This is a genomic window from Jeongeupia naejangsanensis, assembly GCF_016865585.1.
Classification (GTDB): domain Bacteria; phylum Pseudomonadota; class Gammaproteobacteria; order Burkholderiales; family Chitinibacteraceae; genus Jeongeupia; species Jeongeupia naejangsanensis.
Map to the genome: position 1 here is coordinate 68,642 of NZ_JAESND010000004.1, position 15,747 is coordinate 84,388.

Genomic DNA, 15,747 nt, shown 5'->3' on the forward strand with positions numbered 1-15,747 from the left:
CAGGGGGCGCTGCACGCCGCGAATTCCACCTGCTTCACCTTTACCGGAGCGCACCATGAGCAAGTACCAGTATCACGAAGTCGACATGAACGCCGTCGTCTGCCACGGCCCGAAGGACTACCGCTACCAGAAGGTCCGCCGGCCCAAGGCCGGTGCACGCGAGCTGGTCATCAAGATCGACGCCTGCGGCATCTGCGCCAGCGACTGCAAGTGCCATTCGGGCGCGGCGATGTTCTGGGGCAGCAACAGCACCGAACGCTGGGTCAAGCCGCCGGTGGTGCCGGGGCACGAGTTCTTCGGCACGGTGGTCGAGGTCGGCGAGGGCGCCGACGAGCACTTCGGCTTCAAGACCGGCGAGCGCGTGATCGCCGAGCAGATCGTCCCGTGCGAGAAGTGCCGCTTCTGCAAGAGCGGCAAGTACTGGATGTGCGAGGTCCACAACATCTTCGGCTTCCAGCGCGAAGTCGCCGAAGGCGGCATGTCCGACTACATGCGCCTGCCGTCGAACGCCGTCGTCCACCGGATTCCGGACTCGGTCTCGCTCGAGGATGCGGCAATCATCGAGCCGCTGGCGTGCGCGGTGCATACCGTCAACCGTGGCGACATCCAGCTCGACGACGTGGTGGTGATCGCCGGCGCCGGCCCGATCGGGCTGATGATGGTACAGGTCGCCAGACTCAAGACGCCGAAGAAGCTGGTCGTCATCGATCTGGTGCGCGAGCGGCTCGATCTGGCGCTGCAGTTCGGTGCCGACGTGGTGATCGATCCGTCGAAGGAAGACGCCAAGGCCATCGTCGATGCGCTGACCGACGGCTACGGCTGCGATGTGTACATCGAGGCGACCGGTGCGCCGATCGGCGTCAACCAGGGGCTGAACCTGATCCGCAAGCTCGGCCGTTTCGTCGAGTTCTCGGTGTTCGGCAAGGAAACCACCGCCGACTGGTCGATCATCGGCGACCGCAAGGAACTGGACATCCGCGGCGCGCATCTGGGCCCGTACTGCTACCCGATCGCGATCGACCTGCTCGACCGCGGCCTCGTGACGTCGAAGGGCATCGTTACCCACAAGTACACGCTGGAAGAGTGGGATACCGCGATCAAGGTGGCCGATTCGCTCGATTCGATCAAGGTACTGCTGACCCCCAACGCGGCCTGATGCCGCATTGAACGCCATGCCCGTCTTCGGGCGGGCATGGAGCGAGGATTCCATGGCTTACGTGATCGGTGTCGACATCGGCACCCAGAGTACCAAGGCGCTGCTGGTCGATGCCGGCGGCGCCATCATTGCCCAGCATGCGCAGGGTTATCAGGTCGACACGCCCCGGCCGCTGTGGGCCGAGCAGTGGCCGCAGGTCTGGTTCGATGCGGTGTGCGAATGCGTACGGCAGGTGATGGCCAAAAGCGCCGTACCGCCGGCGAGCGTGTGCGCGGTCTGCGTCAGCAGCCTGTACGGCGGTTCGGGCATTCCGGTCGACGCGGACATGACTCCGCTGCACCCGTGCCTGATCTGGATGGACCGGCGCGCCGGTGACGAGGTCGAGCGGGTAAAGGCCGGCGTCGACCTCGAGCGGCTGTACGACCTCACCGGCAACGGTGTCGACAGCTATTACGGCTACACCAAGATGCTGTGGCTGCAGCATCAGCGGCCCGAAGTCTGGGCGAGAACGCGCTACCTGCTGCCGCCGAACAGCTACGTGAACTACCTGCTGACCGGCGAAGTCGCCGTCGACCACAGCTCGGCCGGCAATATCGGCGGCGTCTACGACATCAAGGCACGGACGTGGTCGGCCGAGGCGATGGCGATGCTCGGCATTCCGGCGGCCATGATGCCGGAGCGGCTGGTACACAGCAGCGACGTGGTCGGCGGACTGCTGCCGCAATGGGCCGACGCGCTCGGGCTGTCGGCCGGTACGCCGGTGATCGCCGGCGGCGTCGATGCGGCGGTGGCGACATTTGCCGCCGGCGTCGTCAAGGCCGGCGACCACGTGGCGATGATCGGTACCAGCATGTGCTGGGGCTATCTGAACAAGGACGTCGACGCCCGCCACGGGCTGATCAGCATGCCGCACGTCTACAACGGCGAGCGCGACAATTACATCTTCGGCGGCGCAATCACCGCCGGCGCCTCGGTCAGCTGGTTCCGCGACGAGTTCTGCCAGACCGAGATCGCCGAGGGCAGGGCGCAGGGCATCGATCCGCACGTGCTGCTCGAACGGCGTGCGCAGGCGGTGCCGCCCGGCGCCGACGGCGTGCTGTTCCTGCCCTATCTGATGGGTGAGCGCAGCCCGGTCTGGGATGCAAAAGCTAGCGGCGCCTTCGTCGGGCTGTCGCTGTTCCACAGCCGTGCCCACCTGTACCGCGCCGTGCTCGAAGGCGTGACCTTTGCGCTCAAACACAATATGGAAGCCGGCGCCCGCGGCGCCGAGCGGCTGGACGAGCGCCTGATCGTCGTCGGTGGCGCCGCGCATTCGGACCTGTGGATGCAGATCATCGCCGACATCACCGGCTACCCGGTCTACACCATCGTCGAGGAAGTCGAGGCGGCACTTGGTGCGGCGCTGCTCGCGGCGGTCGGCACCGGCATGGTCGGCGCGGCGGATGCCGAGCGTGGCTGGGTGACGCTGGCCGAACGCGCCCGGCCCGAACCGCAGGCGTGGGCGTGCTTCCAGAAGCTGTACGGCCTGTATTGCGACCTCTATCCCAGTCTCAAACCGGTGATGCACGGGCTGGCTGCCGTCTGACGGGCTTTCCCTTCCTCCTTGCGTGCCGGCCGGGAGCCCGGTCCGGCCGCCTTTTTCATGGAATTTCGCAATGAACCTGTTTCCCGACCTGAACGGCAAACACATCCTCGTTACCGGCGCTGCCAGCGGCATCGGTCTGGCCATTGCACAGCGGCTGGTGCAGGCCGGCGCCCACGTGATCGCCGGCGTGCGCAAGTCGCAGGATGCCGAGCGGCTGCGCCGCGACGAAGGCTTCGAGCCGCTGCTGCTCGACGTCGGCGATCTGGCGTCGGTCGGCAGCGCGCTGAATGATCTGCGGCCGCTGGACGGCTTGGTCAACTGCGCCGGCATCGCCTCGCTCGAAGGCTGCCTCGAACTCGATCCGGCCGAGTTCGACCGGGTGATGGCGGTCAATGCACGCGGTGCGGCGCTGGTCGCCAAACACGTGGCCAAGGCCATGGTCGCCGTCGGACGACGCGGTGCCATCGTCAATGTGTCGAGCCAGGCCGCGCTGATCGCGCTGGATTCGCACTTGAGCTACTGCGCATCGAAAGCGGCGCTCGACGCGATCACGCGGGTGATGGCACTTGAACTCGGCCCGCTTGGCATCCGTGTCAACAGCGTCAACCCGACGGTGACGCTGACGCCGATGGCGGTGGCCGCATGGAGCGATCCGGCCAAGCGCGATCCGGCGCTGGCGGCGATTCCGCTCGGCCGCTTCGCCGAGCCGGTCGAGGTTGCCGATCCGGTGCTGTTCCTGCTCAGCGACGCGGCGGCGATGATCACCGGCGTCAGCCTGCCCGTTGATGGCGGCTATACCTGCCGCTGAAGTGCCTGTGTCCTGCCACACGATCGCGGATCGCGTTCTGGCTGTCGTTAGCGTCCCGATGTAACGGCCGTCTCCCTCGCGGGCAGGGCGCAATCGCACCCAGGTCCGGTCGATCGATACCTGATGACTACCGGTCCCCATTGTTCGCAACAAGCGCTGCCGTGCAGTTTGCGCAATGGCTGGCATGAGACGGTTAACGTTTGAAGTAACGGGCCGGCTGTCGCCGGCCCCGGTTGATCGGGGCGCAGGGCGTTACCAGATCAACGCCATGTGATGCACGTCAAAATATTGGCCGTGCAACCGCCAGCCATTGCGTTGCAACCCTTCGACTAGAAAGCCCAGTTTTTCATACAAATTCCGGGCCGTTAAGTTGTCTGCCCGCACCGTAAGTTCGATACGCGTGATGCCGCGATTTCTTGCCTTTTCAATGGCAGCTTCAATCAGTGTCCGGCCGACGCCTTTTCCGCGAAAAGCTTTTGCCACGCCAATCCCCAAAACACCGCAGTGAGCGCGCATTTCGCCAGGCAGCGGAAAGACGTCACACCACCCGATAACCGTACCGTTTTCAACTGCAACGAAGTGTGAGTGGTTTGAGTCAACAACTCGTTGGTAATAGGCGTACGTGGTTTCTCGTGATCCGCTTGAGCAGAAAGCCAGAAAGCGTTCCTCGCGGCTTACCGCATCAAAGAGACAATGGAGTTGCTCGAAATGCGCGGGAGCCAATGGCTCAACTGAAATGCTCATGTGCGGATGCCCTGTATTGGAGGTGGTTAGCCGGATTTAGCCTGTCCCGATTGGCTGACATGTTGGCCGTCATTACGCACACCTTCACACTCAATGAGTTGCTGGTTCCAACGGCCCCCCGAATCTAAACAACGATCCCGCACAATGAAACGGTGTGCAGCACCGTAGGCAGCCAGTAATAGAACTCCGCAGCACAGCAATGCACAAAAGCAAACTACCCAAGAGCTTACTCGGTTTGCTGCAAAGTGCGCGCGAACAGCTTCGATGAACTGCATGCCAGATTCGTCTACCGGATCTATCAAAAATCGACTGTTGTCACCGTAGGGCTCTTCAATGGTGAAGAGTGCCCCTGCGACCGAGAATTCGCAAAATGTGTCTTTCCGCAAGTTGGTGCGGGTGATGGCAGCCCCGGGAATTGATGCGGCTATACGGAGCACAACACGACGCCCCAGTAGTGAACTCACCTCAAAGGAACAGAGGCGGCCTTGCCGATCAAATAACGGGTAAGTTCGCATCGGTTGTGACGGCTAACGTTTGAATTAAGCTGCGGGCGGCAGTCCGGCAGGGTTGGATAAAGTGTTAGGGCACCACCGACTGCACGCAATATGGGTCAGCAATGCCACGGCTCCGCCACAAACGATTGCCAATATGCTTAGATCGGGCTCAAGTGGTAAAGCCACCAAACCGGGCAAGATGCCAAGTGCTAAGGCGTAATGCCAACGAGCACAGCCCTTGCGAAGAAGTAGCACATAAGAAGGTGCTCCGATTAGCAGGGCTGGTAGAATGCCGAGAAGGAGCGTGGAGCGAAAATTAGTTACGGAGGTAGAGCTTGGACTGAAGGGGTAATTACTGTGAGTTGCAGCATCTATTGCTGCAGTTACCGCCAGGATGCTTGCGATCAGCAACAAAGCAGTAAATGCAATTACGCTTACGACTACCCTTTGCCGAAATGCGTTCATTGAATCATGGCATTTGAGTTGACCGTCTGGATTTAGCTGGGCCGGGTTGAATGAAGTGCTAGGCGGAGGAGTCAAGGTTCCTCCAGGTTTTTCTCTCGGCGGCTAGAACCAAATTTTCTATAGTTATCGCTTCAATACATGCCTTGTCTTCTGGTGATCCAGTTCGAAAAAGCATTTTAATCCAATTAAAGGCAGCCAAAGCCCCGGATCCCTCTGTGCCAAAGTGATGTTGGAAGTTAAAGCCAGTTATGTCAATTTCGAATTTCTTTGAAAAGGATTCGAAAAATTCGACGGCATCGTCACCGTCGATTCCAAGATCACCAAATAACGTTGATTCTGGCTGAACACTTTCTCTGGTGCAGCCTGTGAAGGTTGCAATAAATGCTTTGACATCGGTTTCAATCTGCGAGCACATGCGGCTGGCCGCCTAACGTTTGAATTGAGCAACGGGAAGTAGCCCGTCCGAGTTGAGTGAAGTGTAGGGGCTCTCTATCTCTGCCAAATTTTCCACCATGGACGCTTTGATATCAGGCTTTGTGGAAAGGGGACCTCCTGAAACGAGGTGAGTTCTTTCATCATTTGTTCATATGCGTAATGGTGTGAATTGAGAATTTCGAGAAATTCCGCAAAGGAAGACGCAATAAAACCGAATCCGAATGGATCGTGACATTGAAAAAAATGCTAAGTTCATTATTTATTGGAGCTTCGTCTGGATTAAACGAGAGATGATTGCCGAGGCTGTCGGTGGCGAACGCCACCCACCCATCAAAAGGTGTATCAGGGACATCGAAGCGGTAAATTTCGGCTGGCGAAAAAAGTCGTAATTCATCTGAGAAATCACCAATTCCAATGTTTAGGGCAAAATTAGCATAGCTTTCAGGAAACTTCATGCCAATGGACGTTTCTACTTCTTGGAGATCATTCTTCGTTGGCGTGGTACGCAGCACAAATACTGGCTTTCTTTTTTTGTTTTGGCCGTTGTGATTTGCTGATGCAAGTGGCTGTCTATGAGCATATTGAACCCTGACGTTTGAATTAACCGGCTGGCTTTAGCCAGTCCTGGTTGAATGAAGTGTTAGGAGGTGGCTATCAGTGTGCCTGCATAGCTATGGTAAAACATACCTTCCGCGTCAAACTCGCCGCTAACCTCAATTGGGAGTTTGTATCCAAAATTTGGCAAGCTGTTTAATATTTTGAGAAAGGGCTTGGTATCACGAGCGTGAAATATGTATTCACGATAGCTAGGTTCGGTAAATGACGCTATGAGTTGAGCCGTGGATGCACTTTCAATGCGTTCACATAAGCGATTTTCGAATTCTTCCATCTCTTGGAGGTCCGCATCGCTTGGAGCAAAATTGGCCCCGCTGCGATAAGTCCAAGTAATGTGCAGTCGTTCGGGGAATTTCCGAAATGAGAACTCGTGCTCAAATTGAGCCAGCCTCAGAAGGTGAATGCCGTTGGGGGAAGACGATTGCGCTAGTACCCAAGTGACCACTCGGAACCTCCTAACGTTTGAATTAATGGGTGGGCGTTAGCCCGTCCCGGTTGAATGAAGTGTTAGGCTCCGACCAGCGACGCCAAACGAAGAAGAATGCGAGCCCACCAGCCAAGCCGTGGACCCCAAAGAATAGGACGTTCTGCGCATAACTTAGCCAGCCATAGAGAGTCTTTTGCCCATCGACAACAAAGTGTACCGGCGTGCCATACCAGTTGCCCCCGGATGAGGAACCTGGGTATTCAGGCCAGCTGTAGATAGCAAGAGGGAGGGCTGCGGCAATGAAGCCAATTAAGCCTAGCATCTGCCAAGATACGCGGTTGAAATGTCGTAGAAGCAGCAGCGAAGGGATGCCGACCCCAACGGCAAATGGAGAGGCGAACAATGCCGAGAACAGTGAAAAGACAAAGAAATCCTTTGCAGATATGTCTGCACCTAGGGCCAGCATAGGCAGAAGAAACCGCAGGATAAATATGACTGGTTGGGCGACGATTGCGGCAATTGTGGCGAGGAAGATAGCTCTCATTGGCCTAACGTTTGAAGTGACGGGCCGGTTTTAGCCGGTCCCGGTTGACTGAAGTGTTAGGGCTTAGTACGCCCCAGTGCAACTCCATCCATCTGGAAATGAGTAGACGCATGAATTGGTTCCGGGGTCATGATAGCTAAATTCAAGCTCATATTCACGCCCTTGATTTTTAGAAGAATAGTCAAGTTTGGTGTTGTGCCGTTCATTTGAAATGTCTGGCAGCTTTGCAAGGTATTGTGGGGTGAGCAGACCTAATTCATTTGGGTATGAGCCTTTCTCGCCTTTATATTTTTCAAGCGCTTGTATTACAATGGCCAGATTTTTATATGCTTTTGTGGAAGCTTCACCTTCGCCGGGAGCATTTTGCAAAGGATTGAGCGGACTAGCCCAGAAAACTAAAAGTATAGTGGCGAGTGTGGTGAGAACTATGAGCCAACGCATATTTAGTCCTAACGTGGTGTATGCACCATGGTGCATAAAGAAATATCGCGGCAGCTGTCGGATAACACGCCCGACAGTCGGATTTTTGGATGCTCTTGCAGAGCAAATGTTCCGTATCTTCCAGCAGGGATACGCGTTGTCGGGAAGTTGGCCATGTATCTGGACATGTCGGATAACACTGCGACCGCAGCGCCTGCACGGTTGAGGGATCGCTTGCAATGCTGTCATTTTTTTTTTGGTTTTTAGAAAAATTATCGCAGGCTGAATGAAATACTTTATCAGGTTTGACGGCTTGCGCCATCCAGGAAGCAGGGCGGCATGAGCGGCTGTTTTTTCTGACTCATCAGATCCTAGCGCACGATGTGCCGGACGTTGTAACGCCTTCTATCTTGCGCGGGAATCGCTCTGCCACTGCGGGTCGTTCGCGAACCAGTCGATGAGGAAGTCGAGCAGCGCCCGCAGTGCCGGCGACATCTGCCGGCGCGAGGCGAACACCGCGTGGATGCCGAGCCGCCGCGGTTCGAAGCCCTGCAGGACGGCGACGAGCTTGCCGCTCGCCAGCTGCGGCGCGACCGCGTAGCGCGGCTGCATGCTGATGCCGGCACCGGCGATCGCGGCGGCGCGCAGCACGTTCGATTCGTTGGCGCTGAAACGGCTGCTGACCGGCACGGCAAAGCGCTCGTCGCCGCGGCTGAACTGCCACAGGCTCTTGCCGAAGTAGGCGTAGCCGAGGCAATGGTGGCGGGCGAGTTCGTCGACATGTGCCGGCGTACCGTGCGCGGCCAGATAGGCCGGCGCCGCGCACAGCACCGAATCGCAACCGGCCAGCGGCCGGGTAACGAGGTTGGGGTCGAGCTCGTTGGTGATGCGGATCGCCAGATCGATGCGCTCCTCGACCAGATGCACCGCATGGCTGCTGACCTGCAGGTCGACGCGGACCTGCGGATGGCGGGCCAGAAACGCACAGACCGCCGCGGCGATCGTCGCCTCGCCGAGTGATTGCGCGCACGATACCCGCAGCAGCCCGCGCGGCCCGGCGTCCTGCGCGGTCTCGCGCATCTGGCCGGCGAGTTCGAGCAGCGCCCGGCTGCGCTGCAGCGCGGCTTCGCCGGCGTCGGTCAGGCTGAGCTTGCGCGTGGTGCGCTGGATCAGCCGCACGCCGGCCCAGTCCTCCATCTGCGCCAGATAGCGGCTGACCATGGCGCGCGACATCTCCAGCGCGTCGGCGGCGGCAATCATGCTGCCGCGGTCGGCAATGGTGACGAAAACGTGGGCGGCGGTGATCCGGTCCATGATTGGCTCGATTTATGCAACAAACATGCGCAGTCTAGCCGGTATTTGAAGCGGTTTGATCAACCTATGATGGGGTCATTCCACTCGCACAAGGCAGGCCATCATGTTCAAGTTCGCACCCGCTACCGCCGCCCTCGTTGCCGCCGGCGCGGTGTCGTTCGCCGTCGCGGCGACGCCGGCACTCAAGGTCGACGTCTACAACCCGGGCAGCAAGAGCATCTTCCCGGTGTCGTCCGAACTCGTGACCGGCAAGAAGGAAGCAGTGCTGATCGACGCGCAGTTCCAGCGCAACGACGCCGAAGCGCTGGTCAAGAAAATCCGCGCCAGCGGCAAGACGCTGACGACGATCTACATCAGCCACAGCGACCCGGATTTCTACTTCGGCCTCGATACGCTCAAGGCCGCGTTCCCGAACGCGAAGATCGTTGCCACGCCGCAGACCGTCGAGAAAATCAGGGCATCGATGGACGGCAAGCTGGCGTACTGGGGGCCGATCCTCAAGGACAACGCGCCGAAGTCGCTGGTGCTGCCCGAAGTGCTGAAGGGCGATTCGATCACGCTCGAGGGCAGGCAGCTCAAGGTCGTCGGCCTTGATGGCGCAACGCCGGATCACACCTTCGTGTGGATTCCGTCGGCGAAGACCGTCACCGGTGGCGTCGTCGTGTTCGGCAACATGCATGTGTGGGTCGCCGACAACCAGACGCCGGTATCGCGGCAGAACTGGTATGCGACGCTGAAGCAAATCGAAGCACTGAAGCCGAAAACCGTGATCCCCGGGCACTTCGTCGGCGACGCGCCGATGAATCTGAAGTCGGTCGCGTTCACTCGCGACTACCTGCAGGCATTCGAGACCGAGGCGACCAAGGCGAAGGATGCTGCGGCGCTGATCGGGGCGATGGACCGGCTTTACCTGCAGTTCGGCCGAGATGCGACGCTGGAGATCAGCGCCAAGGTGATCAAGGGCGAAATGAAGTGGCCGCAGTGAGCGGTGCCGACCGGTAACGGTCGATAAAAAAAGGGCAGGCCCGATGGCCTGCCCTTGTCATGACAGTGTGACAGCACTGCGTCTAGGAGATCCTGACCGCACTATGCCTGCGCCGGATGACCGGGATATGTCAGCGCACCGCCGTTCGGGCAATCAGGTGGTCAACAGCCGGCGCAGCGGCGTCGGAATGCCGGCAGCGAGCGCTTCGCTGCGTTCGAACCAGCGAAGGCTGGCGTCGTCGGCCAGCGCGGCTGCTCCGGTCACACTGGCCGGCAGCGGCGTGATCGTCAGGCGGAAGTGCGTGAACACATGGACGAAGTCCGGCAGCGCCGGATCGAGCTCGACCTCGAGCTTCAGCGTGTCGGTGCAGTAGCGCTCGGCGCCCAGCGTGCTGCCGGTTTCCGGCAGGCTCCACAGCCCGCCCCAGATGCCGGTCGGCGGGCGCTTCTGCAGCAACAGCCGGCCCGTGTCGTCGCGGATCAGCAGCATGACGGTGCTGCGTTCGGGCACGGCCTTTTTCGGTTTCGGCGTCGGCAGCTCGGTCTGCCGACCGGTCATCCGCGCGATGCAGTCGTCCGAGACCGGACAGGCGAGGCAGGCCGGCTTCTTCGGCGTACAGACGGTGGCGCCGAGGTCCATCTGGGCCTGCGTGTACGCCGGCATGTCGCTGCCGGATGCCGGCAACAGGCTGTCGGCCAGTGTCCACAGCTTGTTCTCGATCGCCTTCTGGCCGGGGAAACCGTCGATGCCGGCCCAGCGTGCCAGCACGCGCTTGACGTTGCCGTCGAGGATGGCCGAACGCGTGTCGAACGAGAATGCGGCGATCGCTGCCGCGGTCGAGCGGCCGATGCCGGGCAGCGTTTCGATCTCGGCAGGCGCACGCGGAAACGTGCCACCGAAATCGGTCATGACCATCTGTGCCGCCTTGTGCAGGTTGCGCGCCCGGGTGTAATAACCAAGCCCGCTCCACAGCGCCAGCACGTCGTCGAGCGGCGCGGAGGCCAGGCTGGCGATGTCGGGAAAGCGCAGCAGAAAGCGCTGGTAGTAGTCGATGACCGTGGTCACCTGCGTCTGCTGCAGCATGATCTCCGACAGCCAGACGCGGTAGGCATCGGCAACCTGCCAGGGCAGGTCGTGCCGACCGTGTTCGCGCTGCCAGCCGATCAGCCGTTCGGCAAACCGGCTCATCGCTTGGCCTTCGTGTCGGGTGCCGTTGCCTTGGCCGGCGTCTTGCCCGACGGCTTGGCCTTTTTCGCGGCTTTTTCTGCTGCTTTGGCTGCGGCGGCCTTGCGTGCCACTTCGGCTTCATGCGCCTTGAGCTTGGCTTCTTCTTCGGCTTTTTGCCGTTCGAGCAGCTGGTTTTTCAGGCTGGTGTAGTCGACGTGGTAGGTCGGGGCATTGAGCGGGCCGGAAAACTCGATCGGCAGCGTCAGGCCGACGATGCCCTTGAGTTCGGGCACATCCGGGTTGGCGCTGGCCTTGAGCTGGTAGTCGACCATGCCGGCACCCAGATCGATGGTGCCGCCGCCGGCCAGCCGCAGCACCCCGGCGCGGACCAGCAGATCGTTGTTGGTGGCGACGCCGTGCTTCAGTTGCAGCGTCGCGTTCAGTTCGGAGAAGCGTGTCCTTGCCTCAAGGTTCGGCAACTGGGTCACTTCGCCGTTCATGGCTTTGATCTGGCGGCTGGCGGTGCGCAGCAATGCCTCGATGTCGATGCCGCGTACCGAACCCTTGGACAGCTGGACGCGGACGTTGCCGCCCGAGGTCTTGCGCAGATCGGCCAGCGTGTCGCCGACGGCGCTGACGTCGAGGTTGAGGTGGCCACGGCCTTCGAAGCGCGAGGTATCGAGCAGGTCGGTCAGCAGCATGTTGATGTTCATGTTCGTCAGCCGCTGGCTGGCGTGCCAGCGCGGCTTGCCGCGGCCGTTGTCGATCTCGAGCCGGCCGCTGAGCTGGCCGCCGTAAACGTTGGCCGCCAGCGGATCGAGCGCGAGCTTGTGGTTCTTGGCGGCAAAACCCAGGGCGATGTCGTTGAAGTGCAGCTTGTTCATCGTCAGCTCGCCGATCTTGAGCTGGCCTTGCGCATCGAGCCGGTCGAGCCACTGGAAGTCCATCGGCGTGGTCGCGGAGACGTTCTTGGCGCCGGCGGCGACGGCTGGCAGATAGGGCGTCAGGTCGAGCTGGGCGAGGTCGACGTTGAAACCGTAGCGCGGCGAGACGAAGTCGTCGACGCTGAAGGTGGCCTTGAACGGCGCATGGTCGAGCGCGCCCTGGCTGTCGAGCCGGATGGTTTCGTTGCGCAGGTTCAGCGCGGCATTGCCGGCCAGCTCGAACGGAATCGCGCCGCGTGGCAGCGCCTTGTTGCCGTACTGGCCGGACAGGTTGTAGCCGGGCAGCCGGGCCAGCGTACCGCTGTAGAGTTCGAGCGGGCTGACGAAATTGAGCGCCAGCGTCTGCTGCGGTGTGACCAGCTCGATATTGATCTTGGCCTTGTCGGCGCGCATCAGCCCCTGCAGCGTGCCGGAGAGCTGCGGCACCGAAATGCCGGTGGCAAAGCGGCTGCGCGGACTCTGCATCCGCACGGCGAGGCGGGGCTGATCCAGCGACATCGTGTTCTCGGTGACCTTGAGCGACGGCAGGTTCAGCTCGCCCTGCCAGTCCTGACCGGCACGACGGCCGTAGCCGTTGATCTTCAGCTCGCCGCCGGTGAGCCGCAGCGGTTGCCAGCCGTAGACGAGGTTGCCGACGGCGGTCAGGCCGCTGGCCGCGATATCGACGCCGGGCTTGCTCGCACCCTGTTGCTTGAGCTCGAAGCGGAGATCGGCGACCGACAGGCGCCGGTCGGTTTCGGTGTAGCGCATCGCGGCGCTGGCTTCGACGCTGCCGCTCCACCATGGCGTCTTGCCGTCGCCGATGCTGAGCTTGCCTTCGGCGGTGAAGCGGCCGTTCTTCGGGTCGGCCAGATTGTCGAGGCTGAAATCCAGCGCCGACACCGTACCGCCCACGCCGATCAGCGCGTCGCGGTAAACGAGTTTTGCCCGTTCGAAATGCAGGGCGTCGATCCGGAATTCGACCCGGCGCGGATGATCCGGCTTGGCCAGCAGGTCTTCGAAGTTGTAGGTGCCGTCGGCGAAGCGCTCGAACTGCAGTTCGGGATCGTCGAAGTCGACCTGGTCGATGACCGGCTTGCCGCGCAGCAGCGGCCACAGCGCCAGCCGCACGCGGACACGCTCGGCATGCACGAAGCGCTGCTTCGAATCGGGCTGGGTCAGCGTGACGTCGCTCAGCGTGACTGCGGGGCGGGGAAGGAGGACGAAGCGGGCCTTGCCGGCCACGATGAGCGAGCGGCGGGTTTCACTGGCAATCTGGCTGGTGAGCGCATCGCGCACCAGCGTGGCTTCGACAAAGTACGGCACGATGCCGATCAGCAGCGTCAATCCGGATATCAGAAGCAGAAAGATCCGGAATGGCCGCGAGTGGCGCAGGTCCATCGGTCTGAAGTCTCCTGCCGTCCGTGCCGCCGGCCGGTCGCGCTGCGCGCGGTACCGGGCCGTCGTGCCGGACTGCATTGTGTTGGGTGCCTCCCGGCGTGACCGGGCGGTTTGCCGCGCCGATAAAAAATACGGCAGGGTTTGAAACGGCAAACGCCCGATTATCACTAAGACCCGCCTGAAATCAAAGTGCTAAGATTTGGCTCTCCTTTCTGCCCGTTTGGCCCGCCATGCACCAGACCGAAATCAAAGTCCGCGGTTATCACCTCGACCTGTACGGCCACGTTAACAACGCCCGCTATCTCGAGTTCCTCGAAGAGGCCCGCTGGGGGGCGCTCGAAGCGCATGGCGATCTCGACTGGTTCATGCAGCAGCAGCTGGCGCTGGTGGTGAGCCGCATCGACATCCGCTACAAGCGGCCGGCGACGATGGGCGACGTTCTGGTGATCGACACCCGGCTGGACCGGCTTGAGGAACGGGCCGGCGTCATCGCCCAGCGCATCGTCCGTCAGGACAACGGCAAACTCGTCGCCGAAGCCGAGGTGACGTTTGCGGTGATCCATCCCGACACACCGGGCGCCTTGCCGCTGGAAGGCGAGCTGGCCGACCGGCTGGCGGTGCTGAGCGGGGCGGCCGCATGAAAAAGCTGCTGGCTATTTCACTGATTGCGTTGCTCGCGGCGTGCTCCAGCCTGCCGACGTCGTTCGAAAAGCCCAAGGTCTCGGTTGCCGGGATCGCGGTCAAGGACATCGGCCTGTTCGAGCAGCGCTTCACGCTGACCCTGCGGGTGCAGAATCCGAACAATGTCTCGGTGCCGGTGTCCGGGTTGAACGCCAAGCTCGAAGTCAACGGTAAGCCGATCGCCGACGGCGTATCGAACGCCAGCGTGACGATCCCGGCGCTGGGCGAGGCGACCGTGCCGGTCGACATCGTCAGCAATCTGGGCGGGCTGGCGCGCTTGCTGAAACGCGGCGACGGCGCAGCGCCGTCGTACCGGCTCTACGGCAAGCTGTTCTCGCCGTGGAAACCGGGCGGCATCGATTTCGACCAGAAGGGCGAACTGCCGGCCCTGGGCGACATCCTGCCGGCTGGCGAGGGGACGCCCCCGAAATCCGGGACGTTCTGATCCATGCTCAAAACCCTACTGTGGGCGGCGATGCTGCTGCTGGGCGTGACGCTGGCCTTGCTGGCGGGCATCTTCGTCGGCCAGCGCCTGAGCGATGCCGATGCGGCCGGACAGGAAGCCCGCGCCGGCGCGCTGGCGAAGGAGCTGGCGAACAGCCGCCGCGAACTGGATCAGTTGCGTGCCGAGCTGCTGCTCCAGGCCAGCCAGATTGCTGCCGCAACCGCGTCGACGGCCAGCAGCGTCGAAGTCGTGGTCGCACCGCCGGTGGTGACGCCGATCCCGGTGCGGGAGCCGGCTTACCGCCGTTTCGGCAATACCAGCTGCACCTTGTCGACCAGTGGTGACAGCATCGAGGACGGTTGTGCCGAGCTGCGGCGGATTTCGGCGTCGGTGCCTCAGGCCAGCGGCAGGTAGGCGTCGAAGCGGGTGCTCTCGCCCGGATAGTCGAAGTTCGGTTTCAGTTGCGCCAGCCACGGCGCCAGTCGCGGCCGCTTGACCACGACGCGCTGGCGCGCGACTTGCCGGGCCGGTGCCAGCAGCGCATCGGCATCCGGATCGCCGCCGATCAGCGCCTGGAACATTGCCATTTCCTTCTTCGACTTCGCGCGCTTGTCCGGTTCGGGAAACATCGGGTCGAGGAAGACAACGTCGAACGACTTCGCGTCGGCATCGAGCAGCCATTGCAGCGAGTCGGCGTGGACCAGCGTCATCCGCTTGGCGATTTCCGCAGTGTCGGCATCCAGCGCCGCGCGGCGCAGACCGTCTTCCAGCAGCGCAGCCGCCACCGGGCTGCGCTCGATCAATGTCACCGTACAGCCAAGGCTGGCCAGTACGAAAGCATCACGCCCCTGACCGGCGGTGGCGTCGAGCACGTCCGGATTCGCCCCGCCCTTGAGACCGACCGCCTTGGCCACCGGCTGGCCGCGACCGCCGCCGAACTTGCGCCGGTGCGCGCTGGCGCCTTCGACGAAATCGACGCAGACGCGGGCCTTGTCACCGGTCTGCTGCAGCACCAGCCGGCCGTCCTCGAACGCCAGAAAGTAGCCTTCGGCCGGCGCCTCGTGCACCGGCGCAAAGCCGTAGCGCTCGGCCAGGTCGCCGGCGATTGCGCCACCGGCGTTCAACAACATCTGCATTT

At 61.6% G+C, this 15,747-nt stretch carries 17 protein-coding genes; 7 read left to right on the forward strand and 10 right to left on the reverse strand.

Annotation, left to right across the window (positions count from 1 at the left end):
• Positions 1-55: 55 nt before the first annotated feature.
• From JMJ54_RS09855 to JMJ54_RS09865, 3 genes are all read left to right on the forward strand, one after another.
• Positions 56-1,156, forward strand: coding sequence for an alcohol dehydrogenase catalytic domain-containing protein (locus JMJ54_RS09855; RefSeq protein ID WP_203538251.1), 1,101 nt, complete (start codon positions 56-58; stop codon positions 1,154-1,156).
• Positions 1,157-1,208: 52 nt separating this feature from the next.
• Entirely contained in the window at positions 1,209-2,741 is a 1,533-nt protein-coding gene (locus JMJ54_RS09860; protein WP_203538253.1) for an FGGY-family carbohydrate kinase, read from the forward strand.
• Positions 2,742-2,811: 70 nt separating this feature from the next.
• Positions 2,812-3,549 (forward strand): SDR family oxidoreductase, encoded by a 738-nt coding sequence (locus JMJ54_RS09865; RefSeq protein WP_203538255.1) that lies wholly within the window; start codon positions 2,812-2,814, stop codon positions 3,547-3,549.
• 252 nt (positions 3,550-3,801) lie between these two features.
• Here the strand turns inward: JMJ54_RS09865 and JMJ54_RS09870 are convergent, their stop codons facing one another.
• From JMJ54_RS09870 to JMJ54_RS09900, 7 genes are all read right to left on the reverse strand, one after another.
• Positions 3,802-4,293 carry a GNAT family N-acetyltransferase gene (locus JMJ54_RS09870; protein ID WP_203538256.1) on the reverse strand — a complete coding sequence of 164 codons (492 nt, stop codon included), beginning with the start codon at positions 4,291-4,293 and terminating at the stop codon, positions 3,802-3,804.
• A gap of 1,017 nt (positions 4,294-5,310) precedes the next feature.
• Complete coding sequence (locus JMJ54_RS09875) at positions 5,311-5,667, reverse strand: acyl carrier protein (RefSeq protein WP_203538257.1); 357 nt, start codon at positions 5,665-5,667, stop codon at positions 5,311-5,313.
• Positions 5,668-5,827: 160 nt separating this feature from the next.
• Positions 5,828-6,199: an SMI1/KNR4 family protein gene (locus JMJ54_RS09880; protein WP_203538258.1), complete on the reverse strand. Its 372-nt coding sequence runs from the start codon at positions 6,197-6,199 to the stop codon at positions 5,828-5,830.
• Between the two features lie 128 nt (positions 6,200-6,327).
• Positions 6,328-6,747: a DUF695 domain-containing protein gene (locus JMJ54_RS09885; RefSeq protein ID WP_203538259.1), complete on the reverse strand. Its 420-nt coding sequence runs from the start codon at positions 6,745-6,747 to the stop codon at positions 6,328-6,330.
• A 22-nt stretch (positions 6,748-6,769) separates the two neighbouring features.
• Entirely contained in the window at positions 6,770-7,273 is a 504-nt protein-coding gene (locus JMJ54_RS09890) for a hypothetical protein (protein WP_203538261.1), read from the reverse strand.
• A 63-nt stretch (positions 7,274-7,336) separates the two neighbouring features.
• Complete coding sequence (locus JMJ54_RS09895; RefSeq protein ID WP_203538263.1) at positions 7,337-7,714, reverse strand: hypothetical protein; 378 nt, start codon at positions 7,712-7,714, stop codon at positions 7,337-7,339.
• A 384-nt stretch (positions 7,715-8,098) separates the two neighbouring features.
• Positions 8,099-9,007, reverse strand: a complete 909-nt coding sequence (locus JMJ54_RS09900) for a LysR family transcriptional regulator (RefSeq protein WP_203538265.1) — start codon at positions 9,005-9,007, stop codon at positions 8,099-8,101.
• 103 nt (positions 9,008-9,110) lie between these two features.
• Here JMJ54_RS09900 and JMJ54_RS09905 point away from each other — a divergent pair, with 103 nt between their 5' ends.
• Positions 9,111-9,992, forward strand: coding sequence for an MBL fold metallo-hydrolase (locus JMJ54_RS09905; protein WP_203538266.1), 882 nt, complete (start codon positions 9,111-9,113; stop codon positions 9,990-9,992).
• 153 nt (positions 9,993-10,145) lie between these two features.
• Here JMJ54_RS09905 and mutY read toward each other — a convergent pair whose 3' ends face one another.
• A complete protein-coding gene (gene mutY / locus JMJ54_RS09910) occupies positions 10,146-11,180 on the reverse strand; it encodes an A/G-specific adenine glycosylase (RefSeq protein WP_203538267.1) in 1,035 nt (344 codons plus the stop codon).
• Positions 11,177-13,561 (reverse strand): AsmA family protein, encoded by a 2,385-nt coding sequence (locus JMJ54_RS09915; RefSeq protein WP_308437993.1) that lies wholly within the window; start codon positions 13,559-13,561, stop codon positions 11,177-11,179. Before JMJ54_RS09915 ends, mutY begins: the two co-directional genes overlap by 4 nt.
• Before the next feature lie 152 nt (positions 13,562-13,713).
• Here JMJ54_RS09915 and JMJ54_RS09920 point away from each other — a divergent pair, with 152 nt between their 5' ends.
• Genes JMJ54_RS09920 through JMJ54_RS09930 form a run of 3 tightly spaced genes read left to right on the forward strand, consistent with a single transcriptional unit; the run spans position 13,714 to position 15,023 of the window.
• Positions 13,714-14,124, forward strand: a complete 411-nt coding sequence (locus JMJ54_RS09920) for an acyl-CoA thioesterase (protein ID WP_203538269.1) — start codon at positions 13,714-13,716, stop codon at positions 14,122-14,124.
• A complete protein-coding gene (locus JMJ54_RS09925; RefSeq protein ID WP_203538270.1) occupies positions 14,121-14,609 on the forward strand; it encodes an LEA/WHy family protein in 489 nt (162 codons plus the stop codon). The genes JMJ54_RS09920 and JMJ54_RS09925 overlap by 4 nt, the downstream gene beginning before the upstream one ends.
• A gap of 3 nt (positions 14,610-14,612) precedes the next feature.
• Positions 14,613-15,023 carry a hypothetical protein gene (locus JMJ54_RS09930; protein WP_203538272.1) on the forward strand — a complete coding sequence of 137 codons (411 nt, stop codon included), beginning with the start codon at positions 14,613-14,615 and terminating at the stop codon, positions 15,021-15,023.
• Here the strand turns inward: JMJ54_RS09930 and JMJ54_RS09935 are convergent.
• Positions 15,005-15,745, reverse strand: coding sequence for a class I SAM-dependent methyltransferase (locus tag JMJ54_RS09935; RefSeq protein ID WP_308437994.1), 741 nt, complete (start codon positions 15,743-15,745; stop codon positions 15,005-15,007). The two genes, JMJ54_RS09930 and JMJ54_RS09935, sit on opposite strands and share 19 nt — an antisense overlap.
• Between the last annotated feature and the right edge of the window lie 2 nt (positions 15,746-15,747).

Excerpts from the sequence above, each read along its gene's own strand:
- JMJ54_RS09905 (WP_203538266.1), top strand. The coding sequence starts at position 9,111 with ATGTTCAAGTTCGCACCCGCTACCGCCGCCCTCGTTGCCGCCGGCGCG.
- JMJ54_RS09870 (WP_203538256.1), bottom strand. The coding sequence starts at position 4,293 with ATGAGCATTTCAGTTGAGCCATTGGCTCCCGCGCATTTCGAGCAACTC.
- JMJ54_RS09890 (WP_203538261.1), bottom strand. The coding sequence starts at position 7,273 with ATGAGAGCTATCTTCCTCGCCACAATTGCCGCAATCGTCGCCCAACCA.
- JMJ54_RS09920 (WP_203538269.1), top strand. The coding sequence starts at position 13,714 with ATGCACCAGACCGAAATCAAAGTCCGCGGTTATCACCTCGACCTGTAC.
- JMJ54_RS09895 (WP_203538263.1), bottom strand. The coding sequence starts at position 7,714 with ATGCGTTGGCTCATAGTTCTCACCACACTCGCCACTATACTTTTAGTT.
- JMJ54_RS09900 (WP_203538265.1), bottom strand. The coding sequence starts at position 9,007 with ATGGACCGGATCACCGCCGCCCACGTTTTCGTCACCATTGCCGACCGC.
- JMJ54_RS09915 (WP_308437993.1), bottom strand. The coding sequence starts at position 13,561 with ATGCAGTCCGGCACGACGGCCCGGTACCGCGCGCAGCGCGACCGGCCG.
- JMJ54_RS09875 (WP_203538257.1), bottom strand. The coding sequence starts at position 5,667 with ATGTGCTCGCAGATTGAAACCGATGTCAAAGCATTTATTGCAACCTTC.
- JMJ54_RS09865 (WP_203538255.1), top strand. The coding sequence starts at position 2,812 with ATGAACCTGTTTCCCGACCTGAACGGCAAACACATCCTCGTTACCGGC.
- JMJ54_RS09860 (WP_203538253.1), top strand. The coding sequence starts at position 1,209 with ATGGCTTACGTGATCGGTGTCGACATCGGCACCCAGAGTACCAAGGCG.
- mutY (WP_203538267.1), bottom strand. The coding sequence starts at position 11,180 with ATGAGCCGGTTTGCCGAACGGCTGATCGGCTGGCAGCGCGAACACGGT.
- JMJ54_RS09855 (WP_203538251.1), top strand. The coding sequence starts at position 56 with ATGAGCAAGTACCAGTATCACGAAGTCGACATGAACGCCGTCGTCTGC.
- JMJ54_RS09925 (WP_203538270.1), top strand. The coding sequence starts at position 14,121 with ATGAAAAAGCTGCTGGCTATTTCACTGATTGCGTTGCTCGCGGCGTGC.
- JMJ54_RS09930 (WP_203538272.1), top strand. The coding sequence starts at position 14,613 with ATGCTCAAAACCCTACTGTGGGCGGCGATGCTGCTGCTGGGCGTGACG.
- JMJ54_RS09935 (WP_308437994.1), bottom strand. The coding sequence starts at position 15,745 with ATGCAGATGTTGTTGAACGCCGGTGGCGCAATCGCCGGCGACCTGGCC.